The following is a 25509-nucleotide window of genomic DNA, read 5'->3' as shown; positions in this document are numbered from 1 at the left end:
ACGGCACCGAAAACATCATGATAACGATAAAAGGCGCTACGTCGCGATCCGTCTCGTCACGTCTTCCAGCCAATGATCGCTTATACCCAGTGCTTCGAGGTGCTCCAGCGTGCTGAGCACGTAATCCTCATTCCTCCCCGACTGGCCGACGGCGCCGCGAACGACGGCCGCCGCCTCGGCCGGGTCGAGCGCACCGGCATATTGCTCGTGGCTGCGGTCCACGACATAGGCGATGGCTTCGACCGTCCCGCTCCCATCCGTTTCACTTTTGTCGAGGCGAACGCTGAGCACACGTTCGAGATAGACGTTGGTGACCAGCTCGCGTTCGCGCAGATAGGTGATGACCTCGTTGCGCAGCTCGCCTGGGACCCGGAACGCCAGCCCGATGCAGGAGCCGCCGCGGTCGAGTCCGAGCACCAAGCCCGGCCGTTCGCGCGTGCCGCGATGCACGAAAGAATAGACGCAGAGCGAACGGCGGTAGCCATGCAGGCGGGCACGCCGCGTCTCGACATGCGCGAATCTCGGCCGCCAGATCAGTGAGCCGTAGCCAAAAACCCAAAAATCGCCCATATCGCCAAGCCTGATTGTAACGAACCACTCCACCGGTGGTGTTTCAGTCCGTCTACCTGTTGTTGCCGCAAGCGACAGCCCGCCCGTGCCACCCGCGTTAACGAAAGCCGCAGCATGACGTCAAGTGACGAGCGCCCGCCGCCCAGCCAGCGTCGCCGCCTGTTGTGGCTTGCCGCTTTCATTCTCGTGCTGTTCGGCATCTACAGCGCGGGCTGGTTCTACCTGGCGGATCTGGTCGAGAGCGCCGCCGACAAGGCGGTCGCCGATCTCGATGACAAGGGCGTCAAGGCCGACTGTGCCAATCTCGCGGTCAGCGGCTATCCCTTCAGCTTCACCCTTTCCTGCGACAGTCTGGCTTACGAGGACGACAGCCGCAACGTCGCGGCATCGACAGGCAAGATCAACGCTGCCACCCAGATCACGCAGCTTCTGTCGCCTGCCGCCGAGCTCAGGGGGCCACTCAGGACCTCCGTTCCCGGCATGACCCCGCTCTGGATCGACTGGGATGATCTGCGGGCCGACATGAAGCTGTCCTGGCCGCTGCCGAGACGCCTCTCGCTGCAGGCAGAAGGCCTGTCCGGCCAGACCGATCCCGCAGACGATACCGATCCCGTCTCGCTGTTCAGCGCCGGAACTGCCAGCGGGCAATTGCGCCCAAACGGCCCGGACATCGACTATGCCGGCAATTTCACCGATCTCGAAATCGACGCGGCGGCCATCGACGGGCGCGTCTTGCCGCCGCTCGATGGCAGCGGCGATGTGACGCTGAAGAACGGCGTGACGCTGATCATGGCAAACCCGAAGAGCCTGCGCGGCCTCGCGGCCGAAATCCACGAGCTCGATCTGTCGTCCGGAACTGCGCGCATCACCGTTTCCGGACCGCTGTCGGTCGATGACGACGGTCTCATAAATGCCGATCTGACGATCAAGCTCAATGATCCAAAGGCCGTCGCGGCGATCCTTGCCACCGCCATCCCCGAGCAGAAGAAAGAGATCCAAACCGGCTTTGCCGGACTGGCGCTGCTCGGCAACCAGCCGTCGATGCCGCTGAAGATCGTCAAGGGCAAGGCCTCGCTTGGCTTCATCCCGCTCGGCAAGATCAAGCCGCTTGACTAGGCGGTCTGGCCTGCGATCAGCCTGCCGCGGCTTATCCCTTCGGCGGGTGTTCGACTGCCTGGCGACCGAAATCCGGTACGTCGATGTCCTGGCCGGCCTCGATGATCGAGCGGCGGACGGCGCGGGTGCGGGTGAACAGGTCGAACAGCTTTTCGCCGTCGCCCCAGCGGATCGCCCGCTGCAGCGAGGACAGATCTTCCGAGAATCGCGCCAGCATTTCGAGGATGGCATCCTTGTTGTGCAGGCAGACGTCACGCCACATGGTCGGGTCGGATGCCGCGAGACGGGTGAAGTCGCGAAAGCCGGAAGCCGAGTATTTGATGACCTCGGACTTGGTCACCGACTCCAGATCGTCGGCGGTACCGACGATGTTATAGGCGATGATGTGCGGCAGGTGCGAAACGATGGCCAGCGCCATGTCGTGATGCTGCGGGTCCATCGTGTCGATGTTGGAGCCGCAGCGGCGCCAGAATTCCGAGAGCCTTTCCAGTGCCGCGGGATCGGTGCCGGGCAGCGGCGTGAAGATGCACCAGCGGTTCTCGAACAGTTCGGCAAAACCCGCATCTGGTCCCGACTTTTCGGTGCCGGCCAAAGGATGGCCGGGAATGAAGTGCACGCCATCAGGCACATGCGGCTGCATCTGCGCGATCACCGATGCTTTGGTCGAGCCGACATCGGTGAGGATGGCGCCCTTCTTCAGCGCCGGCGCGATCTCCGCGGCGACGATACCCGAAGAGCCGACCGGCACCGAAACGACGACCAGATCGGCATCGCGAACCGCCTCTTTCGCATCCGTCGTGTAGGTGTCGCCGAGGGCGAGTAGGCTTGCCCGCGCCAGCGTCGCTTCGCTGCGCGTCGAAATCGCGACTTGGCCGGCGAGCCCCTCGCGGCGGATGACGCGGGCCAGCGACGAGCCGATCAGGCCGATGCCGACCAGCGCGATCTTTTCGAACATCGGTGAGGTCATGGTGTTCTAGCTTTTCAGGAATGTCGCGAGTGCGGCGACAACGCCGCGGTTGGCCTCTTCGGTGCCGATGCTCATGCGCAGCGCGTTCGGAAAACCGTAGCCGGAAACGCGCCGCAATATGTAGCCGCGCGCACTGAGGTAGTCGTCGGCGGCGGCCGCCGAATGCTTTTTGTCCTCGCGAAAGTGGATAAGGATGAAATTGCCGACGCTCGGTGTCACCCGCAGCCCAAGCCCGCTTAGTTGCTCGGTCAGCCATGCCAGCCAGGTCTCGTTATGCGCCACGCTGCGCTCGATATGGACGCGGTCGCGGATCGCCGCGATACCGGCCTCGATAGCCGTCGCATTGACGTTGAAAGGCCCGCGCACGCGGTTGATCGCGTCGATGATATGCATTGGCGCATACATCCAGCCGATCCGCGCCCCGCCTAGGCCCAACTTGGAGAAAGTGCGGGTCATGACCACGTTTTCTGCGCTGCCCACCAACTCGACGCCGGCTTCATAGTCGTTGCGCCGGACATATTCGGCGTAGGCGGCATCCAGCACCAGAAGCACGTTTCGCGGCAGGCCGGCATGCAGGCGGCGCACCTCCTGGAACGGCACGTAGGTGCCGGTTGGATTGTTGGGATTGGCAAGGAAGATGATCCTGGTACGCGGCGTCACCGCGGCAAGGATTGCATCGACATCGGCGCGTTCATCGGTCTCCTTGACCGTCACCGGGACGGCACCGGCCGATTGTATGTAGATCTTGTAGACCATGAAGCCGTGTTCGGTGATGATCGCTTCGTCGCCGGGTGCGAGGTAGGTCTGCGCCAGCAGGCCCAGAATCTCGTCGGAGCCATTGGAACAGACGATGTTCGCCGGGTTGAGCCCGTGCACCTCGGCGATCGCTTCCCTCAGGCGCCTGGCGCTGCCGTCGGGATAGACCGCGAGCTTGTCGGCGACCGCGCGCGCGGCCTCTATCGCCTTTGGCGAAGGGCCGAGCGGGTTCTCATTTGACGACAATTTATGGACCTTGGCGACACCTTCAGGCGCCGTGCTCTTGCCGGGCACATAGGCTTCGATATCCATGATGCCGGCGCGGGGCCTTGGACGTGTCTGATCCGGTATCTGGCTCATTCCATGAAATCCGTCGAGAGTGCCTCCATCCGGAGGCCGCAGCGGAAATACAAGCCGTGGCCCGGAATGTCGAGGGGCGGTAAATCGGGATCAAGAACTTGCCGTTGACGAAGCCATGCGTCGGTCCTAGAAGAGCAGCGAAAGTCCCGTGGTGATTTGGCCGGTCGGCTTGCAGCCACGTTAAACAACTTGCTAAAGGGCCGTTTGCATCTTGTAACCGGCTTTGCGAAGGCATGGCCGGTTTTTTGTTGCCCTGGCTGGTTGTTGCCCAGACCGGCGGTGGACAACTGAAGGCCGGGCAAGGAGATGTGATGGTCGCTTTGCGCGCGCGAAAAACCAACAACGAGGCCGACCAGCCGTCGAGCCCGGTGTTGCGTTTCGGCGCCGACAAGCCGCTCAAGCTCGACGCCGGCACGCTGCTGTCGCCGTTCCAGATCGCCTACCAGACCTATGGCACGCTCAACGACGAGCGCTCCAACGCCATCCTCGTCTGCCATGCGCTGACCGGCGACCAGCATGTCGCCAACACCAATCCGGTGACCGGCAAGCCGGGCTGGTGGGAAGTGCTGATCGGCCCCGGCAAGATCATCGACACCGATCGTTTCTTCGTCATCTCGTCCAACGTCATCGGCGGCTGTCTCGGCTCCACCGGCCCCGCCTCGACCAATCCCGCCACCGCGAAGCCCTACGGGCTCGACCTGCCGATCATCACCATCCGCGACATGGTGCGCGCGCAGCTGATGCTGGTCGAGCATTTCGGCATCGAACAGCTGTTCAGCGTGCTGGGCGGCTCGATGGGCGGCATGCAGGTGCTGCAATGGGCCTCGAGCTATCCCGAGCGCGTTTTCTCCGCGCTGCCGATCGCCACCGGCGCCCGCCATTCCTCGCAGAACATCGCTTTCCACGAGGTCGGCAGGCAGGCAGTGATGGCCGACCCGGACTGGCATGGCGGCAAATATTTCGAGCACGGCAAGCGGCCGGAAAAGGGGCTGGCGGTGGCGCGCATGGCCGCTCACATCACCTATCTGTCGGAAGCAGCGCTGCACCGCAAGTTCGGCCGCAACCTGCAGGATCGCGAAGCCCTGACCTTCGGCTTCGATGCCGACTTCCAGATCGAGAGCTATCTGCGCCATCAGGGCATGACCTTCGTCGATCGCTTCGATGCCAACTCCTATCTCTACATGACGCGGGCGATGGACTATTTCGATCTCGCCGCCGACCATGGCGGCCGGCTGGCCGATGCCTTCGCCGGCACCAAGACGCGCTTCTGCCTGGTTTCGTTCACCAGCGACTGGCTGTTCCCGACCGAGGAGAGCCGCTCGGTCGTGCACGCGCTGAACGCGGCCGGCGCCTCGGTATCGTTCGTCGAGATCGAGACCGACCGTGGCCACGACGCCTTCCTGCTCGACGAGCCGGAACTGTTCGCCGCCATCAAAGGCTTCATCGCCTCGGCGGCGCGGGCCAGAGGGCTCGGCGCATGACCCTGAAAGGTTGCAGGCTGTTCGGATCAGGATCATGCGCCAGGCATCGGCGCATGACCCCGAAAAGTTGCAGACTTTTCGGATCAGGATCATGTGCCAGGCATCAGCGCATGACCCCGAAAAGTTGCAGACTTTTCGGATCAGGGCCATGCGCCAGGCAAGTGACGAGCCCATGAGCGTCAACCGCGCCCAGCGCGTCGACCTCGAGGTCGTCGCCGATCTCATCCCGCCGCAGTCGCGGGTGCTGGACGTCGGTTCCGGCGACGGCCTGCTGCTCGAATTGCTGCAGGCGACCAAGAAGGTCGACGGTCGCGGGCTGGAACTGTCGCAGCGCGGCGTCAACGAATGCGTGGCGCGCGGCCTGTCGGTCATCCAGGGCGATGCCGACAAGGATCTCCAATTCTATCCCGATAAGGGCTTCGACTTCGTCGTCTTGTCGCAGACCTTGCAGGCGACCCGCAATCCGAAATTGGTGCTCGACGAACTGCTCAGGATCGGCAACCGCGCCATCGTCTCATTCCCAAATTTCGGCCACTGGCGGGTGCGCTTTTCGCTACTGTTCAACGGCCGCATGCCGGTGACCAAGGACCTGCCCTATTCCTGGTATGACACCCCCAACATCCATTTCTGCACCATTCGCGATTTCGTCAATCTGTGCGACGAGCTTGGCGCGACGGTGGAAAAGGCGACCGCGCTCGACGCCAATGGCCAGCGGATCGGCTTCTCGATGCCGTGGTGGTTCTGGAATTTTTTCGGCCAGCAGGCGGTGTTTCTGCTGAAACGATAAGAGCCAATCGTCGCAGATCGTCCCCTTATTCGAGAACGTCGGTGGCCTTATGCGGGTGCTGGACGCCATCGACCAGGACCACGTCGGACTGAGAATTCTCGGTGCGCAGCGGCAAGATCTCCTGATAGGCGGGCGAGCGGTACCATGCGCGCGCCTGCTGCATGTCTGGAAATTCGATCATGACGAGGTGGCCCGGCCAGGTGTTTTCAACGACTTCCACCTCGCTGCCATGCACGATGAAGCGCCCGCCAAACGGCTCCAGCGTGGCATCGATCTTGTGCAGGTACTCGACGATCTGCGGCCCCGGCGTGACCTGGCGCATATGCGCGACGGCGTAGGCGGTCATGGCTGTACTCCCTGGTGGTCGAAGCCGGACAACCGGCTTGATGGGAGCAGTTTGCCGAGACCTTGCACGCTGGTCGATTACCCCCGAGGTAATGACACTGAATACAAAACCGACGCGCCTCTGCCGTTGCTGCTCCGAACAGGGCCGTGCGCGAGCCCTGCTGTCACCTGAAAAATATTTCCGCCTGGCGCCGATGATTTCCGCACGCCTGCGCTGTCCTTATCGATGAGCGCGCCTGGATGGTCCGGCGGCCGGGAACAGAGAGGTGATCCATGGGATCGTTGCAAGGTCAGAATGTTGTAGTCGTCGGAGGCAGCCGTGGGGTGGGCCGCTCCATCGCGGAGGCCGCCCTCAAGGAGAGAGCGACGGTGCTGGCCGTCGCCCGCGGAAAACAGGCCCTGGCGCAATTTGCCTGGGAGGTCTCGGGCGTGACGACGCTCGCGGTCGATGCGACGGTGGACTCCGCCCCCGATAAGGTCTTCGCCGCGCTGGAGCCGGACGTGCTGGTAATCTGCGCAGGCGCGCTGGCCCCTTCCGCGCCGGTGCACGAACAGAACTGGAAGGCGTTCTCGGCAAATTGGGACACGGACGTCAAGGCATCGTTCCTGTTTTGCCGGGCCGCTCTGCGGCGTCCGCTCAAGCCGGGAACCCGTATCGTTCTGATCTCCAGTGGCGCCGCCTTAACCGGCGGACCACCCAATACCGGCGGCTATGCCGGCGCAAAACGCATGCAGATGTTCCTGGCCGGTCATAGCCAGAAGGAAGCCGACCGGCTCGGGCTCGGCCTTCGCTTCATGGCGCTCGCGCCGATGCGCATCATGCCGGAAACCGGCGTGGGCAAGGCCGGCGTCGACAGCGTCGCTGCCTATATGGGCATCCAGCCGGCGGACTTCATCGCCGCCATGACCGACATGCAAACCCCGGCCGACGTCGGACGGGCGGTGGTCGCGCTCGCCACCGGCCAGCCGCAAGGCAGTTCCTTCATGGTCAGCGGTAGCGGGCTTGCACCGGCCGCCTGAGGCGCGCGTAATGCAAAGCTCACTCGTAACCGCACAGCCCGCATGACAGACGCTCAACCACCCCTGGAACCAGCACGCCAGCCGATCCTCGATCGGCTGGCCTTCGAGAAGGTCACGGCCGCCCATCGCCGCGAGCTCAAGCTGCATTGCTATCGCATGATGGGTTCGCTGCACGAGGCCGACGACCTCGTCCAGGACACGTTGCTTCGCGCCTGGCGTGCCAGGTCGGAGTTCGACGGGCGAGGTTCGGTTCGTGGTTGGCTCTACATGATCGCGACCAACGCTTGCCTCAACGCCATCAAGGCGAGGTCGAGGGCGCATCGCATTCTTCGGGAACCCGGACGGCCGCCCTCGCACGGGGCGGCCATAGGCGGGCCCGTAGCCGACATCGCCTGGCTGGAGCCCTACCCCGACGCCGAGCTTCCAGACATTGCCGGCAGCGAGCCAGGTCCGGAAGCCCGTTACGAGAGCCGCGAGGCCGTCCAGCTCGCCTTCGTCGCCGCGATCCAGGATCTGCCACCCAGGCAGCGCGCCGCGCTGCTGCTTGCCGACGTCCTGGGATGGTCGGCTGTCGAGACGGCGCGTTTGCTGGGTGGATCGACGGCTTCGATCAACAGCGCGTTGCAGCGCGCCCGCGCAACGCTGGCGGCGCGCTATCCTCAGGGACGGCCGGCCAGCCGATCACGACCCAGCCCTGAAGAAGGCCTGCTGCTCGAACGTTACATGCAGGCCTGGCAGGCCGCCAATCTCGACAGCTTGATCGAGCTGCTGCGTGAGGACGCCATCTACACAATGCCGCCTTGGCGCGAATGGTATCAAGGCCGCGAAGCGATCCGCGGTTTTTTCGAGACCGTCTGGCCGAGGTTTGGCGGCTTCCGCACGCTGGCCACTCGGGCCAATGCCCAGCCGGCGGTCGGGGTTTATTCCCGCAGCCACGATGGCCCTGAATGGCGGGCCCATTCCCTGCATGTGTTCGACGCAGCCGAGGGCGGGATCGCTTCCTTGACGATCTTCATAGGGCCGCTCGGGCCATCTCTGTTCCCGGTCTTCGGCCTGCCACCAGCCTAACCTACCCCTGGGCCAGCCTTATCGGTCAAGTTCCGGGAAGTACGGGTCCGAGAAAAACCGCCGGTCGCGCTCGCCTTGCAGGCAGTCGATCGGTGCGTCGATGCGGATCGTCCTCGGATCCACCTTGGGATACTCGATGCCGCTGACCTCGAGAATCAGTTTGCGGCGAGTGGCGGTGGCGAATTCGGAAGCAGCATAGATCGGTAGCACGAACGAGCCAGGCCCGCCGGTGACGCATTCGGCATAATACCGGTCGAGATGGCTGAAGGTGGGTGACGGGCTGATCAGGATCGGCAGCCCGTTGATGACGATGCCCTTCGCCAGCGCCGCATCGCGTGCCGTCGTGACCGGCAAGCCGGTGTTGTTTGGGCCGTCGCCCGAGACGTCGATGACGCGGCGTTTGCCGGCGAAGGCCGTGCCGTTGAAAAGCTCGGCGCCGAAGGCCACTGCACCGGAAATCGAAGTGCCGCGAAAGCTCCTGAACGGGCGGGCCGCGATCTTGTCGGCGAAAGCGTTGGCGCTCTCTTTGCTGTCGACGACCTGCCAGGCAATGACCGCGTCGTCGCGGATGGTGCCGGCCCATTCGAAATAGGCGATGGCGATGCGGCCGGAGGTGCCGGCACGCACGGCGTTGATGAAGTCGGGATGGCGCAGCGCCGCGACATAGCCGGCGCGCTGCAGGGCAAACTCCCTTTCATCCATCGACTGCGAGATGTCGACGGCCAGCACCAGCTCGACATCGACGGCAAGTGCATTGGCCGGCGCGGCCACGGGTGCCGCCGGGGCGCAGGCAAGGCAGGCGAGCAGGGCGAGAGCGTCAAGCATAGCCGATCGAAACGTTCCCATCTGAAACGATCGCGACAGTTTTTCGCCGCGATCGCGGCGAAATAAAGCTTGGTTTCTATTTCTTTCGGCCAGCCGAGGCGATGGCCGGGGGCGGTTCGATGGCCCCTGCCCTGATACGGGCCGGCTTGAGGGCCGGTTGGCCGGCATCCTTGACGATCGTCAACGCCCGCCGGAAGAAGCGGCCATTGTGCTGGCCGCGGCCGATATTGAGGATCGCGGCGTCGGGAAGGCGCTTCTCCAGCATCGACAGCACTTGCCTCAGCGTCGGGCCGTCGAACGCATCCAGCGCCTCGTCGATGATCACCCATTTCGGCCGTCGCAAGGCCAGCCTGGCAAAGGCCAGCAGACGCTGCTCGTCGTCGCTGAGCTCACGCTCCCAGCGCGCCGAGCGATCGAGCGAGGACGACAGGCGCTGCAGCCCGACATCGGCCAGCACCTCCGAGATCTCGGCATCGCTCGCCTCCACCGCGCCGTCTGCATGGTTGAGCACCTCGCGCAGCCTGCCGAGCGGGAAATAGGGCGTTCGCGGAACAAAGATCGGCGCTTCTCCGGCCGGCATGCCGATCCGTCCGCTGCCCCATGGCCACAGACCGGCAATGGCGCGGAAGAACAGCGTCTTGCCGGCGCCCGGATCTCCGGTGATCATGACGCGGTCGCCGGCGCGGATTTCGACATGCGGCTCGGCAAGCTTGGTGCATCCCTCCGGCGAGGCGACCTCGAGTTTCTCGAAGGTCAGGCTGCCGTCCGGGTTTTCGCCGAACGAAATGCGCCTTTCCGTATGGTGGAGCGCGTCGGTGTCGCCAAGCGCGATACGGAAGTCGGCGACCCGCATCAGCGTAGCGCGCCAATCGGCGATGCCCCCGATATTGTTGATGAACCAACGCAGCGAAGAATGGACCTGGTTGAAGGCACCGACTGCCATCATCAGACCGCCAAAGCTGATATCGCCGGCGAAATAGACCGGTGAGGCGACCAGGATCGGCGCGACGACAGTGATCCAGCCGTAGGTGTCGGTGACCCAGGAAAGATTGATCTGGGCGCGGTAGATGTGCCGCATGGCGCCCAGCACCATGCCGAGATCGAATTCGAGGCGGCGCCTGGCATCGGCCTCGCCATGCGCCAGCGCGATGGCATCGACATTCTCGTTGACGCGAACCACCGAAGAACGCAGCTCCGCTTCACGCGTATAGCGATCGTTGTTGAAGCGGATCAGCGGCCGCCCGACCAACCAGCTCAACCAGGAGGCGGTGCCCGCATAAAGGATCGCCGCCCAGACCATGTAACCGGGTATGGCCAGCGAATGGCCGCCTATGTGGAAGACGAAGCCGGAAGACAGCGACCACAAGACGCCGACGAATGAGGCAAGCAGGATCCAGGACTGCAGCAGGCCGATGCCGAGGCCGGTGGAAAGATCCGAGAGATGCGCGACATCCTGCTGCAGGCGCTGGTCGGGATTGACGCCGATGGCGCCGGCATGGGCCAGCCGGAAGGCGCGCGCCGGCCGCATCCACTCGCCGATCAGGTCGAGCGTCAGCGCCTCGCGCAGCTTCAGGCGGATCATCTGGTCGAGCCAGGTCTGGCCCACGTTAAACAGAAGCAGCCCGCCGGCTATTGCCGCAAAGACCAGAAGCTGATGCAGGAAGGCCGGCATGTCGCGCCGCGCCAGCGCGTCGAAGAACGGCTGGTTCCAGCGATTGAGCAGAATCTGCCCGACCGAGGTTGCGACAATGACGGCGACGATGCCGATCGCGGCCCAAAACAATTGCTTTCGCACCGGCGAGGTGGTCAGCGCTATCTTGATTGTTGCCAGCTGCTCACGCAGGCTGCTGGCTTCGATCGAGGTGGCAAGCTTCTGGGCGCTGGCCTCGACATCCGGATGATCATCCATTGGTTAAATCCTTGCATTCGGAGCGATGCCGAACCGGTCATAGGGATCGGCCGCACGGCCTTCAATCGGACAGCAAACCCGATCGCGTCAGATAGGCGTGAAAAAGCTTGTCCGAGATCACGAACGCGTCATCCTGCCGGCGCCGGATGTTCGGCCCGCGACAACCGGCCGAGCGTCGGGGCGCCATGCGGCGAGAGAACCGGCACGAAGACGCGGCGGGACGCGCGCTGGGCAACCGGCACGCCTTGATAGAGCCGCTTCTGCGCCTCGACGACGATAACGCCCGAAAAGATCGGCCAGAAGCGCCGGCCGGCGCGTTCCAGCACATTGTGGAACTGCATCATGAAACGTCGCGGCGACGGCGGGAAGAACAGCGCATCGGACCATGCCGCCGGCGTGAAATTCGCTTCGCGCAGCAATTCGGTGAGCTGGCCGCGCGAGAACGGCCGGCCATTGCCGAAAGGCGTATGCTCGAAGCGCGCCCAGACGCCGCGCCGGTTGGGCACAACGATGACGACACGGCCGGCCGGCGACAGCACCCGCCAGATCTCGTTCAGCGTCTCGCGCGGGTTCTCGACATGTTCGAGCGAATGGACGAGCAGCATGCGGTCGATGCAGGAATCGACCAGCGGCAGTTCCTCGTCGAACACCAGCGCGGTCGCCGTCGGCCCCGTCGCCGGCCAGACCACCGCGCCCTGTGTTGCCGGCATGAAGGCAAAGACACGCTCGGCATCGCTGCCGAAGCGTTCCAGCCACGGCAAGGTATAGCCGAGACCGACCAGCCGCTCGTTGGGCACTACGGCCCATATCGAGGACAGCGCCATGGTGATCGAGCGTTCGGCCAGGCGGCCGAGCGTGGTCGAATAAAACGAACGGAGATCGACAATGTCTGAATGCATGCGCGGAACGGTAGCTTCGAAGCAGTCCAAGTTCAACAAAGGCAGATGACATCGGCTGGCAGGCGCCCTATGTCTGCGGCAATAAAGGGAGAGATGCGATGCCGGTCGAGATCGAACAATTCATGTGCCGCAGCGACAATTTCGGCGTGCTGGTGCACGACCCGAAAAGCGGCCAGACGGCGCTCATCGATGCGCCCGAGGAGGCGCCCATCCTGGCGGCGATCAAGCGCACCGGCTGGACCCCGACGATGATCCTGACCACCCACCACCATCTCGACCATGTCGAGGCCAATCTGGCGCTGAAGGAGCGTTTCAAGCTGCGCATTGTCGGTCCGGAAGCCGAAAAGGCAAAGATTCCCGGCATCGACGAAACCGTCGAACAGGGCTCGGTTGTCCGCCTCGGCGACGAGCGGATCGAGGTCATCGCCACGCCCGGCCACACTGCGGGCCATGTCACCTATCATCTGCCGGCGTCGAAAGTGGCATTCGCCGCCGACACGCTGTTTGCGCTCGGCTGCGGGCGGCTGCTCGAATGCAAGCCGCCCGTGATGTACGAATCCCTGAAGAAGCTCGCGGCGCTGCCGGCCGACACGGTCGTCTATTGCGGCCATGAATATACGCTGGCCAACGCCCGTTTCGCGCTGACCGTCGACCCGACCAATTCGGCGCTGAAAGAGCGCGCCGCCAAGGTCGAGGCGTTGCGCGCCGACGGCAAGCCGACGCTGCCGACGACGATCGGCGAGGAACTGTCGACCAATCCGTTCCTGCGCTGGCACGATCCGGCGATCCGCAGACATCTCGGCCTGGAGAAGGCCTCCGACGCCGAAGTGTTCGCCGAGATCCGCAAGCGCAAGGACAATTTCTGAGCGGCGCCAGGAGCTAGGGTCATGACCAGTTCCGCCGAAATCATCGCTCTGCTCGGCCTGAAGCAGCATCCGGAAGGCGGCTGGTATGCCGAGACCTTTCGCGACGGCGCGGCAGGCACGCGCGGCCATTCGACGGCGATCTATTTCCTCCTCGAGAAGGACCAATTGTCGGCTTGGCACCGGGTCAAGGACGCGGCCGAGGTCTGGCATTTCTATGACGGTGCGCCGCTGGCGCTGTCGATACATCGAGAAGGCGGTCCCGTCATCGAGGAGATCCTCGGTACCGCGCTCGCTGCAGGCGAGCGGCCGCAGATCGTCGTGCCGGCAGGCTGGTGGCAGTCGGCACGCAGCCTCGGCGAATGGACCCTGGTCGGCTGCACCGTGGCGCCGGGTTTCGATTTCGCCGCCTTCGAACTTGCCGAACCAGGCTGGCTGCCGGGAACGCCATAGTGATGAAGACCTGACGCTTGGTATCCAACGACCACATCCGATGGAAACTACCCTTGCTATTCAGGGGACAGCCGATATGTCCCAACCCTTTCTGCGAAACTACCCGACGATGATCACTTGGCCGGTGATGGCCCCTTCCACGCTCTTCGCATAGGCCAGCCCTACCCGTTTCGACGAAACGGGCTCGTGACCGGGAAACCATTCGCCATATCTCGGCACGGACACGTCCAGAAGTCCGGGGCTCACAACATTGATGCGGAGACCGCGCGGCATCTCGATCGCCGCACCAAGAACAAAACCGCCGAGCGCGCCGTTTGCTGTTGCTGCCCCTGTTCCCATCCGAATGGGGTCGCGGTCGAGCACTCCGCTAGTTAGTGTGAACGAGCCGCCATCGCTGACAGTGGCCAACCCTGCCAACACCAGATTGACCTGGCCCATGACCTTATGGCGCAGGCCAATCATGAACGTCTCTTCGGTGTACTTGCCAAGCGGCCCGAAATGAACATTGCCTGCGGTCGAGATGATGGCATCCACTTTGCCACATTTGGCGTACATGGCGTCGAGCGATGCACGGTCAGCCATATCAACCTGAATGTCGCTACTAGAACGGCTGGCCTTGATGATCGCGTGGCGGGAACCCAACTCCTCGCAAACCGCTTTCCCGATGTCACCTTCCGCGCCGACGACAATAATTCTCATGACACTTCTTCTGCCATCTCGTTATATCGTTTGAGCTTGTAGCCAAGAAGCTCGGCGCAGCGATCCAAGGCAGCTCGCCGCATGTCCAGATGCGCTGCATGGTCAAGAAGAACCGCTTTCCGTTCGGGCAGAGTTTCGCGGCCCCGCTGATAGAGCCGCGCAAAGTATCGCATCTGCTCCATGGGCATACCTGTCTCGCGTAGCGAGGACAGGAGTATTAGCCATTCGACATTTTCTGCCGAGAAGTCACGCCTCCTGTCACGTCCTCGCCCGACCTTCGGAAGCAAACCCAATTTTTCATAGTAGCGGATGGTGTCGATACTCAGTCCGCTTGTAGCAGCCGCCTCCGAAATGCGCATGTGTCTACCCTGCCGATTGTGCGCTACGCTAACAAGCTGGAGCAGCTCTAGGTCAAGCGAGAATTTTACCCTCTGATCCGACGACCTCGAGGATAACGTCACAAAGGCTTGGAGTGCCCGTAGTGGATAAAGGTCGCGAAAATCGCGTCTAAGACGACGGCTTGGCGCCTGACTTTTGCGACACCGCATGAAGCAAGTTTCGCAACACCATCCGCTGGCCGCAGTCGGTCGGTTCCCGCCATTCCCATGGGCACCATGCGTTGGATCTTTCGCGGTTCCCAGGCTGGGATAACGTGAATATCGACAGACCTAGCCCACCAGGAAACCCAGCGTGATCGCCAGCTGGCCGACGTAATACAGCGCCCATGCCGCATGGCGCACCCAAATGCGATGCGGCGAGAGGGCGGGCAGCAGGAACTTTTCCACGGCGTGCAGCCCGTCGGACAGGATGAGCAGGACGATGCCGCCAATGACCCCGACGCTGTTCAGGGTGAGCGCCGCAATGCCCATGGCAAGCAGTGCCGCGGCATGCACGCCGATCGGCAAACGCAAGGCAGGGCCGACGCGGCGCCGGAGCGCGAAAACCATCGCCAGCACCGACACGGCCATCGCCAGCACGATCGCTGCTCGCCACGGCTCGGCCAAAAGCAGCCCGAGGCCGCCGCCGGCACGCAGGAACAGCACGACGTAAAGCACATGCGCGGCAAGAAAACTGGCGGTGCCGCCGAGAAATGCCTTCTCACCGTCACGCGACAGGAGGGCGTCGCCGACGGCACTGACGCCGAGTGCGGCGCCGAGCAGCCATGGGCCGCCCTGCTGCACGACCAGCACCGCAAGCATCGCCACCGCCAATGCCCTTGCCGCCGACCGCGAAAGGCGCGGCGCCATGCCGAGGCTGAACGCGTAAATCACCGCCGCCGCCAACGAAAACACCAGCGTCGCATTGGCATTGGCATCGATGCCGCCGGGAAACGGCATCAAGCGTTTGCCTCGCTCGTAGCCCTCTTGCGCAGGAACAGCGATTTCGCCGCGAGTGCCGCGCCGCCGGTGATCAGCACGCAGGCGGCGAGGATGCGCCATGACGGCTGGGCGAAGCCGGCGGCGATCAGCACCAGGGTGGACAGCAGCGGCGCGGCATAGCTCGCCGCCCCCAGCACCTGGATGTTGCCGCGCTTGACGCCGATGTCCCAGGCATAGAACGCCGCCCCCACCGGCATCAGACCGAGGCCGAGCACGGCCAGCCACTGGCCGGCGCCGGCGGGCAGCACCGTCTGTTCAAGCAATAGGTGGCAGACCAGCGAAAGGACCGCGGTGGCGGCGCAGAACCAGGTAACGATGCTGGTCGGCACCGACGGGAAGCGCCGCGACAACAGCGAATAGGACGACCACAGCACCGCGCAGACGCCGGCCATGGCGTAGCCGAAGGCATAACGCGCGTCGAAGGCAAGCCCGCCGCCTTTGGTGACGATCAGGACCGTGCCGGCAAGGCCGAGCAGCGCGCCGGCGACGTGGTTCCAGGCCAGCCGCTCGCCCGGCATCAGCGCCGACCCCAGCACGATCAGCAGCGGCCACAGATAGGCGATCAGGCTGGCCTCGACGGCCGGCGCATTGCGCAGCGCGGTGAAGTAGAAGAAGTGGTAGCCGAACAGGCCGGCAATGCCGATCACCCAGACCTGGCGCGGTATCTTCGCGGCGCCATCGGCTGCCGGCATCAACAGCCGGGCAACCAGCCCGACGCAAGTGCCGATCGTGAAGGTGATTGCCGAAAGCAGGAACGGCGGCACGGCGCCCGAAGCATCCGTAAGCAGCGCCAGCAGCGCCCACATGGCGACCGCGGAGAAGCCGATCAGTGTTGCGCGCGCCATATCCGTCGCCCCGTGCCCCGTTGGCGGCGCACCATCACGCCTATTCGTTTGCTTCGAACCGCTCCGCGCTGATCGTCAACGGACCGATTTGCGTGCTGACCGTGGCGCGGATCGGCGCATATACGCCGCTTTGGCCGACTGGTGCAAACGTCACCATGATGCGGCTGCGTTTCTTCAGGTAGTTGAGCGCCTTGCGGTTCTTGCGGTAGCCGGCCACCGGCTCGAAGCCCAGCCTACAGGTGACCGTATCGCCCTTGTAGCCGGCCACCGAGATCGACCCTTTGGACTCGTAGGTCAGTTTGAGATCGGCACGCATTTCGCCGTCATAAAGCTTCACCGTGCGCCCGCAGACCTGGTCGAGGCTGTCGGCATGGATGACGGTCGCGGCCATCGGATCGAGGACCGATACGAGATCGCTGCCGGCCAGCGGTATCCAGTTGTTGGGATTGCGCTTCTTCGGCTCAGGCACGACCTTGGTCGAGGTGACGACGCCGTTGGCAAACCGGATGTCGATCATCGATGCCTTCTTGCCGGACGTGTAGTCGGCGTGGAACGCTTGCGGCTGCAACCGCTTGCCCGAAATCTTGCCCTTCGACGAGATCGTGCCTCGCGTATCGTCGAACAAAGTGGCGAGCCCGGCGGCGGAGACGCTGCCCTCGATCGAATAGGTGTCGCCCTCGTAGTGGCTGGAGAATTTCGCTTTGGCCACGGAAAGGCCGAGGAACGATACCGAATACTCGCCCGTGAAGGATTGCGGCTCAGCGGCCGAAACCGTCGTCGACAGCGCGACGGCCATCAGCACGACCAGGGCATGGAGGAAAGAACGAGGCATGGCGGGTCCTTGGTTGTCGACCGGACGGGCGGCTCCGGTCTGGCATGTCCCTGTGCGACCGCTTATAGGCTGAATTCCGGCCTTAATGTGAAAGGCGGCGTCGGCAGGGAACGCTGGGGAGGGTCCAGGGCCAGAAAAAACCCGCCTCGGCGGGTCGTCGGTGCGAATCAGCACCACACCTAAATTAGTAGCATAGCTGCCGGCACAAAGCAAGAACAAAATGCGGCCATCGGCGAATTTGCGGATCTGCCTCGGCCCGGATGAGGGAAAGGGTTGCGGCTTCACTCCAGCTTGGGCTCCTCGCCCCACGAAAGTGGGGAGAGCGCAACCATCATGCGGTGGGCGAGGAACCCAGGTCTTGAGAGAACTGCGGGACAGCAACATCTCCTCCAGAAGAGGGCGATCAGCAGCTTCACTGACGACACCTACTCCGAAAGTGCGATTCCCCATCCCCGAAGCAACCCCCAAGCTTGACGCCTCGGCGAAATGCAACTATGGAACGCCAACTTTTTCCATGAGGCCGCCTGACCGAAACCGCGCGCCACCCGGCGCGGGTCGAATGTTTGGCCAGGACCGAGAACCGAAGGTTAGTATCATGTCCCGCACTTGCGAACTCACTGCCAAGGCAGTCATGTCCGGCAACAATGTGAGCCACGCCAACAACAAGACCAAGCGTCGCTTCCTGCCCAATCTCGTCAATGTAACGCTGATCTCGGAAGCGCTGAACCAGAATGTGCGCCTGCGCATTTCGGCCAACGCGCTGCGTTCGGTCGAGCATCGCGGCGGCCTCGATGCCTTCCTGGCCAAGGCCGATGCCAAGGAATTGTCGCAGCGCGCCCGCCTGTTGAAGAAGCAGATCGCCAAGAAGCTCGCCGAACAGCCGGCCGCCTGAGTTTTTCGGCGGCAGCCGCCTTCCAGGGCGTGACCCGGGTTCCGGATCGCGTTCCGCTGGTTCCATTACCCAGGATAAAAAAATGATCTTCCTCTCGCGGTACCTGCCCTTTGTGGCGGCCATGGCGCTCGTCGTCGTGGCCTCGAACATCCTTGTGCAGTTCCCGATGCAGGGTGCTATCGGCGGATTGTCGTTGGCCGACATCCTGACCTGGGGCGCCTTCACCTATCCGTTCTCATTCCTGGTCACCGATCTCGCCAATCGCCGTTATGGGCCGGCGGTGGCGCGCAGGATCGTCTTTGTCGGCTTCATGACAGCGGTGATCTGCTCGATCGTCATCCCGCCGCTGCTGTTTCGCCACGGCCTGATCGAATTCGAGACCGCCGCCGACCGGCTGGTGCGCATTGCCGCGGCCTCGGGCGCCGCTTTCCTCACCGCGCAGTTGCTCGACGTCACCGTGTTCAACCGGTTGCGCCGGCAGAGTTGGTGGCGCGCGCCGATTGTCGGCACGCTGGTCGGCTCTGTCTTCGACACGGTGGTGTTTTTCACCGTCGCCTTTGCGGCGGCTTTCGCCTTCGCCGGACCGAACGACGGCTTTGCGTTGGAAACCGCGCCGCTGATGGGCGTGTTGCCCGTCGAGACGATGCGCTGGGTATCCTGGGCGCTCGGCGATCTCAGCGTCAAACTGGTCATAGCGGTGGTGGCGCTGATCCCCTACCGGCTGCTTGCCACCCGCTGGAGCCAGCCGGCACTGGCGGCCTAGACCATGACCCCGAACCGAAGGTCGGCGTTAGCGGAAAGTGGGAACCGGTCTTCGGACAAGATCATGGTCGAACAAAGGGGCAGTCTTTGATCCCCTGGCTCCAACTGGATTCGGCAAAAACGCCTGACGGCGGACAGGAACTTCGCCTGAAACGGCGCGGCGGCGAATTCTCGATCATGCTTGGTGCGAACGAGCTGATGAACAGCCGGCTCAGCGGTTCCGAAGAGGCGCTTGCGAAACTGTCCTGTCAAAGGATTGCCGGCCGCCGGAACCCAAGCATCCTGATCGGCGGCCTCGGCATGGGCTTTACCTTGCGTGCGGCGCTGGCCGAGCTTGGCGACGACGCCCAGGTCACCGTTGCCGAACTGGTGCCGGCAGTCGTGATTTGGGCTCGGGGCCCGATGGCCGAGCTGTTCGGCGGCTGCCTTGACGACCCGCGCGTCAGCATTCGTGAGGCCGATGTCGGTCAGCTCATCCGATCGCAAGCCTCGGCCTGGGACGCGATCCTGCTCGACGTCGACAACGGCCCCGAGGGCATCGTCTACAAGGGCAACGACGCGCTCTACAGCGGCGCCGGCCTGAACAGCGCGAGAGCAGCTCTCAAGCCCGGCGGTGTGCTGGCGGTCTGGTCGCAGGGCCCTGACGCAGGCTTCACCCGGCGGCTCAAGCAGGCGAGCTTCACGGTCGAGGAGGTCAAGGCGCGGGCCCACGGCAAGCGCGGCGCCCGTCACGTCATCTGGCTCGCGAGCAAAGCCTAGCGGGAGCAATTTTGGGCGGATTGCTGTTTGGGCTCCGCCCGGCACAACGACTACTGCGGTTTCTGAAGCTCGGCGACGAGCGCCTGCAGCAGCCCGCGATCGCGCGTCAATCCTCGTGCAGGATGAATTCCAGGTAAAGATTGCGCTGCAGGATCGAGTGATTGTCGTCGGACATCATGGACACGATCAGCGCGCCATCGTCGCGGGTCCAGACGTCGAGCGCTTCCATATTGTCGATCTGGTAACCCATGTCGGCTTCGAGCAGCACCGGCCCGTCGGCGACGGCGCCCTTCTCGACGCTTTCGCCATAGATGCGCCGCAGCCGCATCTTGACCCCGCCGGCCATCGAAAAACTGCGCTCCAGAAGCAACAGGTCGCCATCCGGCAGGAAGGCGCCGTCGGTGATGTCGAAATCGCCATTGCGCTTGACGGTGAAGACGCCCTTGTGCGGCCCTTCGATGATCGCGGCAAAGATGTTACCGGCCTTGTCGAGGCTCTTTTCCGACACCACGACCAGCCCGCCCGCGTGCTGTCCGTAAGGATGGGCGCGGGTGACGGTCTCGAAGCCGCGATTGCGCCGAAGTTCCCAGGCCGGGATCAGGAAGTCCAATTGCCTGAACGGCGCCTTCATGTCATCCGGATCGATCTTGAACTCTGCGATACGGTGATCGCGCTCGAAACCGACCGTGGCAATGCCGTCCTGGACCGCGAGGCCTTCGGCATCGACCGCCCATTTCTCGTCGATCGGCTGGCCGGCCGCATCGACCATCTGCTGCATGCGAAAATTCTGGATGCCGGAAGGCCGCTTGTCGGCATCGTGGACGAGGGTACCGAAGAACCAGAAGCCGGTGTCGGCGACGCCGATGAAATCGCTGCCGGGCTTGAGGAACCGAAGCGCCGACAGCGCGCCGAAATCGCGCGTCGAAGAGGTCATTTCGAGCCCGCCGACGAATTCGAGCGGCCCGAACTGTTTGTCCGGCCGGCCGATGTGGAATTCGCTGATCGGCCGTGCCGTGATTTCGGCCGGCTCGACCGAGGCCGGGCCGGCAGCGACAGCCGGCGCCAAACTGATGCCTAGCAACGCAATGGCGGCCAAAAGCTTCTGCCAAAAGCCGCCGCGGAAAAAAATCATCCGGCGCGCCGTATGCCGCCGCGCCGCGTGTCGCGCACGGTTTCCTCGGCGAACAGCGAGGCCAGCTGCTCGGTCATGGCGCCGGCCAGTTCTTCGGCATCGACGATGGTTACAGCGCGGCGATAGTAGCGGGTGACGTCGTGGCCGATGCCGATGGCCAAAAGCTCGACCGGCGAGCGCGTCTCGATGAGCTCGATGATGGCGCGCAGATGCCGCTCGAGATAATTACCCGGATTGACCGACAGCGTCGAATCGTCGACCGGCGCGCCGTCCGAGATCATCATCAGGATCTTGCGCTGCTCCGGCCGCGCGATCAGCCGGTTATGCGCCCACAGCAGCGCCTCGCCGTCGATGTTTTCCTTGAGCAGGCCCTCGCGCATCATCAGCCCGAGATTGCGGCGCGCCCGCCGCCACGGATGATCGGCGGATTTGTAGATGATGTGGCGCAGATCGTTGAGACGGCCGGGGTTCGGCGGCTTGCCTTCCTTCAGCCATTTCTCGCGCGCCTGTCCGCCCTTCCAGGCGCGGGTGGTGAAGCCGAGGATTTCGACCGAGACGCCGCAGCGTTCCAGCGTGCGCGCCAGAATGTCGGCGCAGGTCGCGGCGACCGTGATCGGCCGGCCGCGCATCGAACCCGAATTATCGAGCACCAGTGACACCACGGTGTCGCGGAATTTTGTATCACGCTCCTGCTTGAACGACAGAGGCTGCATCGGGTCGATGACGACGCGCACCAGCCGTGCCGGATCGAGATAGCCTTCTTCGAGGTCGAAATCCCAGGAGCGGTTCTGCTGCGCCATCAGCCGGCGCTGCAGCCGGTTGGCCAGCCGCCCGACCACGCCCGAAAGGTTGGCGAGCTGCTTGTCGAGGAAGGCGCGCAGCCGGTCGAGCTCCTCCTCCTCACACAGTTCCTCCGCACCTACGGTCTCGTCGAAGGCGGTGGTGAAGACCTTGTAGTCGATCTCTTTCGGCAGATTGGTGAAGGGATTGTCGTTGCGGCGCGCCTCGCCGGGCGTCTCTGCATCGGCGTCGTCGTCGTCGGAGAGATCCTCGGCGGTGGCGTCGGAGGCTTCGGTCTCGGCCGATTGCTCGTCTTCGGACGATGCCTCGGTATCCTCTGACTGCGACTGCTCGGAGCCGGAATCGTCTTCACCGCCCTCCTCGCTCTGCTCCTCGCCTTGCGGCTGGTTTTCGTCGTTGTCCTCGGAGTCTTCCGTCTCCTGGTCGTCGCCAAGCTCCTCCGCCATTTCCATGGAGGCGAGCATCTCGCGCACGACGCGGGCGAACGCCTGCTGGTCGTCGAGCTTTGCCGACAGCCCGTCGAGATCGGCACTGGCTCTTTCCTCGACCCAAGGGCGCCAGAGATCGACCAGCCGTTCGCCGCTCTTCGGCACAGCGCGGCCGGTCAGCTTTTCGCGTACCATCAGCGCCAGCGCTTCCTCGATCGGCGCGTCGGCCTTGTCCTTGACGTCGACGAGGTTGGCCCTGGCGTATTTGTCCTCGAGCATCGAGCCGATATTGTCGGCAACGCCCTGCATGGCGCGGCTGCCGATCGCCTCGACCCGGGCCTGCTCGACCGCGTCGTAGATGGCGCGGGCCTGTTTGCCTTCCGGCGCCAGCCTGGTGTGGATGCGCGTATCATGGCAGGCGCGCTTCAGCGCCATGGAATCGCCGAGCCCGCGGGTAATGGCGATGTCCGCCTTGGATGCCTTCTTCGGCAGTTCCGGCAGCCGGGCGCGGCTGCCGGCTAGCGCCGGCCGGTCCTTGGCGAAACCGACCTCGAGATCCTTGTCGCCGGCGATGGCGCGCATGCAGACGGTAACCGCGCGCTTGAAGCTGTCGGCCTCAGCGCCGGTCTTGGATTTGTTTCGCGTGTTGTCGCCCGGACCCGCCATCGAGACTCTGCTTAGCCCAGCACCACATTCGCAGCCGATTCCGGCAAATCTTCGCCGAAGGCGCGCTGGTAGAATTCGGCGACCAGCGAGCGTTCGAGCTCGTCGCATTTGTTGAGGAAGGTCAGCCGGAACGCCATGCCGATATTGCCGAAGATTTCGGCATTCTCGGCCCAGGTGATAACCGTGCGCGGGCTCATAACCGTCGACAAATCGCCGTTGATGAAGGCCGAGCGCGTCATGTCGGCGACACGGACCATCTTGTTGACGATCTCCTTGCCCTTGCCGTCGCGATAGTGCTTGGCCTTGGCCAGCACGATGTTCACTTCATTGTCGTGCGGCAGATAGTTCAGCGTGGTGACGATCGACCAGCGGTCCATCTGCGCCTGGTTGATCTGCTGGGTGCCGTGGTAGAGGCCTGTGGTGTCGCCGAGGCCAACCGTGTTGGCGGTCGAAAACAGCCGGAAGGCCGGATGCGGGCGGATGACCCGGCTCTGGTCGAGCAGCGTCAGCCGGCCCGACGATTCCAGCACGCGCTGGATGACGAACATCACGTCCGGGCGGCCGGCATCGTACTCGTCGAAGCACAGCGCGACATTGTGCTGATAGGCCCAGGGCAGGATGCCGTCGCGGAATTCGGTGATCTGCAGCCCGTCCTTGACGACGATGGCGTCCTTGCCGACGAGGTCGATACGGCTGACATGGCTGTCGAGGTTGACACGCACGCAAGGCCAGTTGAGGCGGGCGGCCACCTGCTCGATATGCGTCGACTTGCCGGTGCCGTGATAGCCCGACACCATGACGCGGCGGTTATAGGCAAAGCCGGCGAGGATCGCCATCGTCGTGTTCTTGTCGAACAGGTAGTCCGGATCGATGTCGGGCACATGCTCGCTCGTCACCGAATAGGCCGGCACCACCATCTTGGAGTCGAAGCCGAATGTCTCCTTCACCGACACCGTGGTGTCGGGCAAGTTGGCGATGTCGCGATCGACCTTGTTCATCTCTATCACGTCTCCACAAGCGAAACGCCGCGTTTCGCTGGTAATCGATTTTGTTCGGGGGCGGTCTTAGAGCCTTTTCCAACCCTATGAAAGTTGGAAAGCGACACGAACCGTAAGGTCGCTCAGCACAAACCTGCCTGCTTGAGCACGCGATACGCCTGGAGCACATCGCGGAACCGGTCTTCCGAACCTCTGTCGCCGCCATTCGCATCCGGATGGTGGCGTTTCACAAGTTCCTTATAGCGCGCCTTGATATCCTTGCCACTTGCCTTTGTATCAAGTCCAAGCGTTTCCAGTGCCTTGGCCTCAAGCGGCTTGGCCTTGCGCTCGCGTGCTTCGCGCGGGTCCTTCGGGCCTTTGAACAGGTCGAAGGGATCGCGCATGCGATTGTAGTAGCCGGCACGGCCGGAACGCGCCTGGGCGAAGTCGGGCGAGGAGCGTGTCGAGGCGCCGTTGACGCCCATTTTCCAGGTCGGCCGGTGGCCGGTCATGGCTTCCTTCTGGAAGCGCGCGATCTCGGTGTCGGGAACGCCCGAGAAATAATTGAAGCCCTTGTTGTACTCGCGCACATGGTCGAAGCAGAACTGGAAATACTCGCCTTCCTTCATCCGCCCGACCGGGGCGCGGTGGGTACCGGCCTCCTTGCAGCCATCCCATTGGCAGATCGGCGAACGCGACTTCAGCTCCGCGTCCTTCTCCGGGCGGATACGAATCTTTTCGAAATATTTTGGGTACGGCTTCATCTCACCCATTTATGGGCCGTTCGCGGATGCGAAACAAGAATTGACATTTTCGCGATGATCGCCCTAACCGCTGAATCGCGGCATAAAACCGGCGAATGGCGAATTTTGTGCGATGACATAGATGTGGTGAAGGGAAGCGGCGATGTCCATACAGGCAACGATGGAAGATAAGCTGAAAAAGGCGTTTTCGCCGGAACGGCTGGACGTCATCAACGAAAGCCATCTCCATGCCGGTCATCATCACGTGGATTCCGGCCATCACGCTGCCTTCGACGGCGCCGGCGAGACGCATTTCCGCGTCCGCATCGTCGCGCCAGCCTTTGCCGGCATGAGCCGCGTCGAGCGTCACCGTGCAGTCAACGATCTGCTGGCCGAAGAGTTGAAATCCGGCGTCCACGCCCTGGCGATCGAGCCGGCGGCGCCCGGCGAAAAGACCCGCTGGTAGTTGCCCTACCAGATTGTCTTTACATATCGATAGTCTCGCAGCTTCTGATCCGCGGTCACCAAAGGTGCCGCAAATTTTCGACTGGTCGCGACAATGATCCGATCAGCCGGGTCCTTGTGAAACTCTCCCGGAAGTTCGACACTATTCACGGCAATCTCATTGTCGACGGAAATGAAGCTCAGTTTTTCAAGCTTGCTGACCGTTGCCAGCCATTCGCCGACGTCCATCGATAGCAGGAGACGCCCCCTGGAAATCAGCATGGCAATTTCCCATGCTGATATCGAGGAGATCAAAATCTCGCCGCCTATCCTCTCCCGCTCGATTGCGCGAAGTGCTGGTTCTGAAAGCATATCGGTCTCACCGCCGACCCAGCGGACGAGAACATGCGTGTCCAACACGATCAATTGCTGGCTTCCCAATCATCTTCGGCCACCGGATCCGCGGGGCGGTCGTAACGCAGCACAGACCCACGCAGCACCTCCAAAGGGTCGCGCCCAACCGACTCATAGCGTCGTATCTCTAGTGTGGGCTGGCCGTGATCGGTCACAATGATTGGCTCGCCACTCGTTTCAACCTGGCGAAAATACTCGAGAGCCTTTGCCTTGAATTTCGATTTCGACACCTGCGCGGTCATGCGCCACCTCAATGAACAAAATTGCCGTGTACTATGTAGGATCAGAGGTGACCCTGGTCAATGATCATGGTCACA

Annotated in this window: 29 protein-coding genes and 1 riboswitch; of the genes, 11 read left to right on the top strand and 18 right to left on the bottom strand. The window is 63.3% G+C overall.

Annotated features, from left to right (window positions below):
- Positions 1-36 precede the first annotated feature (36 nt).
- Positions 37-570 (bottom strand): gamma-glutamylcyclotransferase, encoded by a 534-nt coding sequence (locus NKJ35_RS20110; protein ID WP_352649310.1) that lies wholly within the window; start codon positions 568-570, stop codon positions 37-39.
- A 114-nt stretch (positions 571-684) separates the two neighbouring features.
- Here NKJ35_RS20110 and NKJ35_RS20105 point away from each other — a divergent pair, with 114 nt between their 5' ends.
- On the top strand, positions 685-1686 hold the full coding sequence (locus NKJ35_RS20105; protein WP_352649309.1) for a DUF2125 domain-containing protein: 1002 nt from the start codon (positions 685-687) through the stop codon (positions 1684-1686).
- 31 nt (positions 1687-1717) lie between these two features.
- Here NKJ35_RS20105 and NKJ35_RS20100 read toward each other — a convergent pair whose 3' ends face one another.
- Positions 1718-2653: a prephenate/arogenate dehydrogenase family protein gene (locus NKJ35_RS20100; protein ID WP_352649308.1), complete on the bottom strand. Its 936-nt coding sequence runs from the start codon at positions 2651-2653 to the stop codon at positions 1718-1720.
- 6 nt (positions 2654-2659) lie between these two features.
- Positions 2660-3769: a histidinol-phosphate transaminase gene (gene hisC / locus NKJ35_RS20095; RefSeq protein ID WP_352649307.1), complete on the bottom strand. Its 1110-nt coding sequence runs from the start codon at positions 3767-3769 to the stop codon at positions 2660-2662.
- A 138-nt stretch (positions 3770-3907) separates the two neighbouring features.
- Positions 3908-3985: riboswitch (SAM riboswitch) on the top strand.
- A gap of 95 nt (positions 3986-4080) precedes the next feature.
- Between hisC and metX the strand changes: the two genes are divergently transcribed.
- The gene (gene metX, locus NKJ35_RS20090; RefSeq protein WP_254816640.1) at positions 4081-5250 is read left to right on the top strand and encodes a homoserine O-acetyltransferase MetX; all 1170 of its coding nucleotides are present in this window, start codon (positions 4081-4083) and stop codon (positions 5248-5250) included.
- 172 nt (positions 5251-5422) lie between these two features.
- The gene (metW, locus tag NKJ35_RS20085) at positions 5423-6037 is read left to right on the top strand and encodes a methionine biosynthesis protein MetW (protein ID WP_254817066.1); all 615 of its coding nucleotides are present in this window, start codon (positions 5423-5425) and stop codon (positions 6035-6037) included.
- Between the two features lie 25 nt (positions 6038-6062).
- On the opposite strand, the gene NKJ35_RS20080 is transcribed toward metW, so the two are convergent.
- Positions 6063-6383, bottom strand: coding sequence for a DUF1330 domain-containing protein (locus tag NKJ35_RS20080; protein ID WP_352649306.1), 321 nt, complete (start codon positions 6381-6383; stop codon positions 6063-6065).
- A gap of 272 nt (positions 6384-6655) precedes the next feature.
- Here NKJ35_RS20080 and NKJ35_RS20075 point away from each other — a divergent pair, with 272 nt between their 5' ends.
- Both NKJ35_RS20075 and NKJ35_RS20070 read left to right on the top strand, forming a co-directional pair.
- Positions 6656-7402: an SDR family NAD(P)-dependent oxidoreductase gene (locus NKJ35_RS20075; protein ID WP_352649305.1), complete on the top strand. Its 747-nt coding sequence runs from the start codon at positions 6656-6658 to the stop codon at positions 7400-7402.
- A 42-nt stretch (positions 7403-7444) separates the two neighbouring features.
- Complete coding sequence (locus NKJ35_RS20070; RefSeq protein WP_352505083.1) at positions 7445-8470, top strand: RNA polymerase subunit sigma-70; 1026 nt, start codon at positions 7445-7447, stop codon at positions 8468-8470.
- An 18-nt stretch (positions 8471-8488) separates the two neighbouring features.
- Here the strand turns inward: NKJ35_RS20070 and NKJ35_RS20065 are convergent, their stop codons facing one another.
- The 3 genes from NKJ35_RS20065 to NKJ35_RS20055 all read right to left on the bottom strand — a co-directional run bounded on the left by NKJ35_RS20065 (position 8489) and on the right by NKJ35_RS20055 (position 12103).
- Complete coding sequence (locus NKJ35_RS20065; RefSeq protein ID WP_352649304.1) at positions 8489-9295, bottom strand: DUF1194 domain-containing protein; 807 nt, start codon at positions 9293-9295, stop codon at positions 8489-8491.
- Positions 9296-9371: 76 nt separating this feature from the next.
- On the bottom strand, positions 9372-11204 hold the full coding sequence (locus tag NKJ35_RS20060) for an ABC transporter ATP-binding protein/permease (RefSeq protein ID WP_352649303.1): 1833 nt from the start codon (positions 11202-11204) through the stop codon (positions 9372-9374).
- A 128-nt stretch (positions 11205-11332) separates the two neighbouring features.
- Positions 11333-12103 (bottom strand): class I SAM-dependent methyltransferase, encoded by a 771-nt coding sequence (locus NKJ35_RS20055; RefSeq protein ID WP_352476256.1) that lies wholly within the window; start codon positions 12101-12103, stop codon positions 11333-11335.
- A 98-nt stretch (positions 12104-12201) separates the two neighbouring features.
- Between NKJ35_RS20055 and gloB the strand changes: the two genes are divergently transcribed.
- Entirely contained in the window at positions 12202-12969 is a 768-nt protein-coding gene (gene gloB / locus NKJ35_RS20050; RefSeq protein WP_352649302.1) for a hydroxyacylglutathione hydrolase, read from the top strand.
- Between the two features lie 21 nt (positions 12970-12990).
- Positions 12991-13419, top strand: coding sequence for a cupin domain-containing protein (locus NKJ35_RS20045; protein WP_352649301.1), 429 nt, complete (start codon positions 12991-12993; stop codon positions 13417-13419).
- Positions 13420-13518: 99 nt separating this feature from the next.
- Here the strand turns inward: NKJ35_RS20045 and NKJ35_RS20040 are convergent, their stop codons facing one another.
- From NKJ35_RS20040 to NKJ35_RS20020, 5 genes are all read right to left on the bottom strand, one after another.
- The gene (locus NKJ35_RS20040) at positions 13519-14118 is read right to left on the bottom strand and encodes a short chain dehydrogenase (RefSeq protein WP_352649300.1); all 600 of its coding nucleotides are present in this window, start codon (positions 14116-14118) and stop codon (positions 13519-13521) included.
- The gene (locus NKJ35_RS20035) at positions 14115-14477 is read right to left on the bottom strand and encodes a MerR family transcriptional regulator (protein ID WP_352649299.1); all 363 of its coding nucleotides are present in this window, start codon (positions 14475-14477) and stop codon (positions 14115-14117) included. The genes NKJ35_RS20040 and NKJ35_RS20035 overlap by 4 nt, the downstream gene beginning before the upstream one ends.
- Before the next feature lie 309 nt (positions 14478-14786).
- The gene (locus NKJ35_RS20030) at positions 14787-15455 is read right to left on the bottom strand and encodes a lysoplasmalogenase family protein (protein ID WP_352649298.1); all 669 of its coding nucleotides are present in this window, start codon (positions 15453-15455) and stop codon (positions 14787-14789) included.
- Positions 15455-16342, bottom strand: a complete 888-nt coding sequence (gene yddG, locus NKJ35_RS20025) for an aromatic amino acid exporter YddG (RefSeq protein WP_254816632.1) — start codon at positions 16340-16342, stop codon at positions 15455-15457. The genes NKJ35_RS20030 and yddG overlap by 1 nt, the downstream gene beginning before the upstream one ends.
- A gap of 40 nt (positions 16343-16382) precedes the next feature.
- Entirely contained in the window at positions 16383-17174 is a 792-nt protein-coding gene (locus tag NKJ35_RS20020; RefSeq protein WP_352649297.1) for a DUF3108 domain-containing protein, read from the bottom strand.
- Between the two features lie 595 nt (positions 17175-17769).
- Here NKJ35_RS20020 and rpmB point away from each other — a divergent pair.
- The 3 genes from rpmB to NKJ35_RS20005 all read left to right on the top strand — a co-directional run bounded on the left by rpmB (position 17770) and on the right by NKJ35_RS20005 (position 19587).
- A complete protein-coding gene (gene rpmB / locus NKJ35_RS20015) occupies positions 17770-18066 on the top strand; it encodes a 50S ribosomal protein L28 (protein WP_006328411.1) in 297 nt (98 codons plus the stop codon).
- An 82-nt stretch (positions 18067-18148) separates the two neighbouring features.
- Complete coding sequence (locus NKJ35_RS20010; protein ID WP_352649296.1) at positions 18149-18829, top strand: queuosine precursor transporter; 681 nt, start codon at positions 18149-18151, stop codon at positions 18827-18829.
- A gap of 86 nt (positions 18830-18915) precedes the next feature.
- A complete protein-coding gene (locus NKJ35_RS20005) occupies positions 18916-19587 on the top strand; it encodes a spermidine synthase (protein ID WP_352649295.1) in 672 nt (223 codons plus the stop codon).
- A gap of 106 nt (positions 19588-19693) precedes the next feature.
- On the opposite strand, the gene NKJ35_RS20000 is transcribed toward NKJ35_RS20005, so the two are convergent.
- The 4 genes from NKJ35_RS20000 to NKJ35_RS19985 form a co-directional block, all read right to left on the bottom strand.
- Positions 19694-20719: an esterase-like activity of phytase family protein gene (locus tag NKJ35_RS20000; RefSeq protein WP_352649294.1), complete on the bottom strand. Its 1026-nt coding sequence runs from the start codon at positions 20717-20719 to the stop codon at positions 19694-19696.
- Positions 20716-22614: a cobaltochelatase subunit CobT gene (gene cobT / locus NKJ35_RS19995; protein WP_352649293.1), complete on the bottom strand. Its 1899-nt coding sequence runs from the start codon at positions 22612-22614 to the stop codon at positions 20716-20718. Before cobT ends, NKJ35_RS20000 begins: the two co-directional genes overlap by 4 nt.
- An 11-nt stretch (positions 22615-22625) precedes the next feature.
- Positions 22626-23612 (bottom strand): cobaltochelatase subunit CobS, encoded by a 987-nt coding sequence (gene cobS / locus NKJ35_RS19990; RefSeq protein ID WP_023721131.1) that lies wholly within the window; start codon positions 23610-23612, stop codon positions 22626-22628.
- Between the two features lie 122 nt (positions 23613-23734).
- Complete coding sequence (locus tag NKJ35_RS19985; RefSeq protein ID WP_254816626.1) at positions 23735-24364, bottom strand: J domain-containing protein; 630 nt, start codon at positions 24362-24364, stop codon at positions 23735-23737.
- 133 nt (positions 24365-24497) lie between these two features.
- Between NKJ35_RS19985 and NKJ35_RS19980 the strand changes: the two genes are divergently transcribed.
- The gene (locus tag NKJ35_RS19980; RefSeq protein WP_352476246.1) at positions 24498-24800 is read left to right on the top strand and encodes a BolA family protein; all 303 of its coding nucleotides are present in this window, start codon (positions 24498-24500) and stop codon (positions 24798-24800) included.
- A 5-nt stretch (positions 24801-24805) separates the two neighbouring features.
- On the opposite strand, the gene NKJ35_RS19975 is transcribed toward NKJ35_RS19980, so the two are convergent.
- Both NKJ35_RS19975 and NKJ35_RS19970 read right to left on the bottom strand, forming a co-directional pair.
- Positions 24806-25198 carry a type II toxin-antitoxin system VapC family toxin gene (locus NKJ35_RS19975; protein ID WP_352649351.1) on the bottom strand — a complete coding sequence of 131 codons (393 nt, stop codon included), beginning with the start codon at positions 25196-25198 and terminating at the stop codon, positions 24806-24808.
- Positions 25199-25200: 2 nt separating this feature from the next.
- On the bottom strand, positions 25201-25434 hold the full coding sequence (locus tag NKJ35_RS19970) for a type II toxin-antitoxin system Phd/YefM family antitoxin (protein WP_352649292.1): 234 nt from the start codon (positions 25432-25434) through the stop codon (positions 25201-25203).
- Between the last annotated feature and the right edge of the window lie 75 nt (positions 25435-25509).

It is taken from the genome of Mesorhizobium sp. M0136 (assembly GCF_040322515.1).
Classification (GTDB): Bacteria; Pseudomonadota; Alphaproteobacteria; order Rhizobiales; family Rhizobiaceae; genus Mesorhizobium.
The sequence above is the reverse complement of the archived record's forward strand: the minus strand, read 5'-3'. Positions and strand labels throughout refer to the sequence as shown.

Coding starts and splice junctions, on each gene's coding strand:
- NKJ35_RS20000 (WP_352649294.1), bottom strand. CDS start 20,719: ATGATTTTTTTCCGCGGCGGCTTTTGGCAGAAGCTTTTGGCCGCCATT.
- cobS (WP_023721131.1), bottom strand. CDS start 23,612: ATGAACAAGGTCGATCGCGACATCGCCAACTTGCCCGACACCACGGTG.
- hisC (WP_352649307.1), bottom strand. CDS start 3,769: ATGAGCCAGATACCGGATCAGACACGTCCAAGGCCCCGCGCCGGCATC.
- NKJ35_RS20030 (WP_352649298.1), bottom strand. CDS start 15,455: ATGCCGTTTCCCGGCGGCATCGATGCCAATGCCAATGCGACGCTGGTG.
- NKJ35_RS20110 (WP_352649310.1), bottom strand. CDS start 570: ATGGGCGATTTTTGGGTTTTTGGCTACGGCTCACTGATCTGGCGGCCG.
- NKJ35_RS20020 (WP_352649297.1), bottom strand. CDS start 17,174: ATGCCTCGTTCTTTCCTCCATGCCCTGGTCGTGCTGATGGCCGTCGCG.
- NKJ35_RS20010 (WP_352649296.1), top strand. CDS start 18,149: ATGATCTTCCTCTCGCGGTACCTGCCCTTTGTGGCGGCCATGGCGCTC.
- NKJ35_RS20100 (WP_352649308.1), bottom strand. CDS start 2,653: ATGACCTCACCGATGTTCGAAAAGATCGCGCTGGTCGGCATCGGCCTG.
- gloB (WP_352649302.1), top strand. CDS start 12,202: ATGCCGGTCGAGATCGAACAATTCATGTGCCGCAGCGACAATTTCGGC.
- NKJ35_RS19970 (WP_352649292.1), bottom strand. CDS start 25,434: ATGACCGCGCAGGTGTCGAAATCGAAATTCAAGGCAAAGGCTCTCGAG.
- NKJ35_RS20055 (WP_352476256.1), bottom strand. CDS start 12,103: ATGCATTCAGACATTGTCGATCTCCGTTCGTTTTATTCGACCACGCTC.
- NKJ35_RS20065 (WP_352649304.1), bottom strand. CDS start 9,295: ATGCTTGACGCTCTCGCCCTGCTCGCCTGCCTTGCCTGCGCCCCGGCG.
- cobT (WP_352649293.1), bottom strand. CDS start 22,614: ATGGCGGGTCCGGGCGACAACACGCGAAACAAATCCAAGACCGGCGCT.
- rpmB (WP_006328411.1), top strand. CDS start 17,770: ATGTCCCGCACTTGCGAACTCACTGCCAAGGCAGTCATGTCCGGCAAC.
- metW (WP_254817066.1), top strand. CDS start 5,423: ATGAGCGTCAACCGCGCCCAGCGCGTCGACCTCGAGGTCGTCGCCGAT.
- NKJ35_RS20075 (WP_352649305.1), top strand. CDS start 6,656: ATGGGATCGTTGCAAGGTCAGAATGTTGTAGTCGTCGGAGGCAGCCGT.
- NKJ35_RS20035 (WP_352649299.1), bottom strand. CDS start 14,477: ATGCGCATTTCGGAGGCGGCTGCTACAAGCGGACTGAGTATCGACACC.
- NKJ35_RS19980 (WP_352476246.1), top strand. CDS start 24,498: ATGTCCATACAGGCAACGATGGAAGATAAGCTGAAAAAGGCGTTTTCG.
- NKJ35_RS20105 (WP_352649309.1), top strand. CDS start 685: ATGACGTCAAGTGACGAGCGCCCGCCGCCCAGCCAGCGTCGCCGCCTG.
- yddG (WP_254816632.1), bottom strand. CDS start 16,342: ATGGCGCGCGCAACACTGATCGGCTTCTCCGCGGTCGCCATGTGGGCG.
- NKJ35_RS20045 (WP_352649301.1), top strand. CDS start 12,991: ATGACCAGTTCCGCCGAAATCATCGCTCTGCTCGGCCTGAAGCAGCAT.
- NKJ35_RS20040 (WP_352649300.1), bottom strand. CDS start 14,118: ATGAGAATTATTGTCGTCGGCGCGGAAGGTGACATCGGGAAAGCGGTT.
- NKJ35_RS20060 (WP_352649303.1), bottom strand. CDS start 11,204: ATGGATGATCATCCGGATGTCGAGGCCAGCGCCCAGAAGCTTGCCACC.
- NKJ35_RS20080 (WP_352649306.1), bottom strand. CDS start 6,383: ATGACCGCCTACGCCGTCGCGCATATGCGCCAGGTCACGCCGGGGCCG.
- metX (WP_254816640.1), top strand. CDS start 4,081: ATGGTCGCTTTGCGCGCGCGAAAAACCAACAACGAGGCCGACCAGCCG.
- NKJ35_RS20070 (WP_352505083.1), top strand. CDS start 7,445: ATGACAGACGCTCAACCACCCCTGGAACCAGCACGCCAGCCGATCCTC.
- NKJ35_RS19985 (WP_254816626.1), bottom strand. CDS start 24,364: ATGGGTGAGATGAAGCCGTACCCAAAATATTTCGAAAAGATTCGTATC.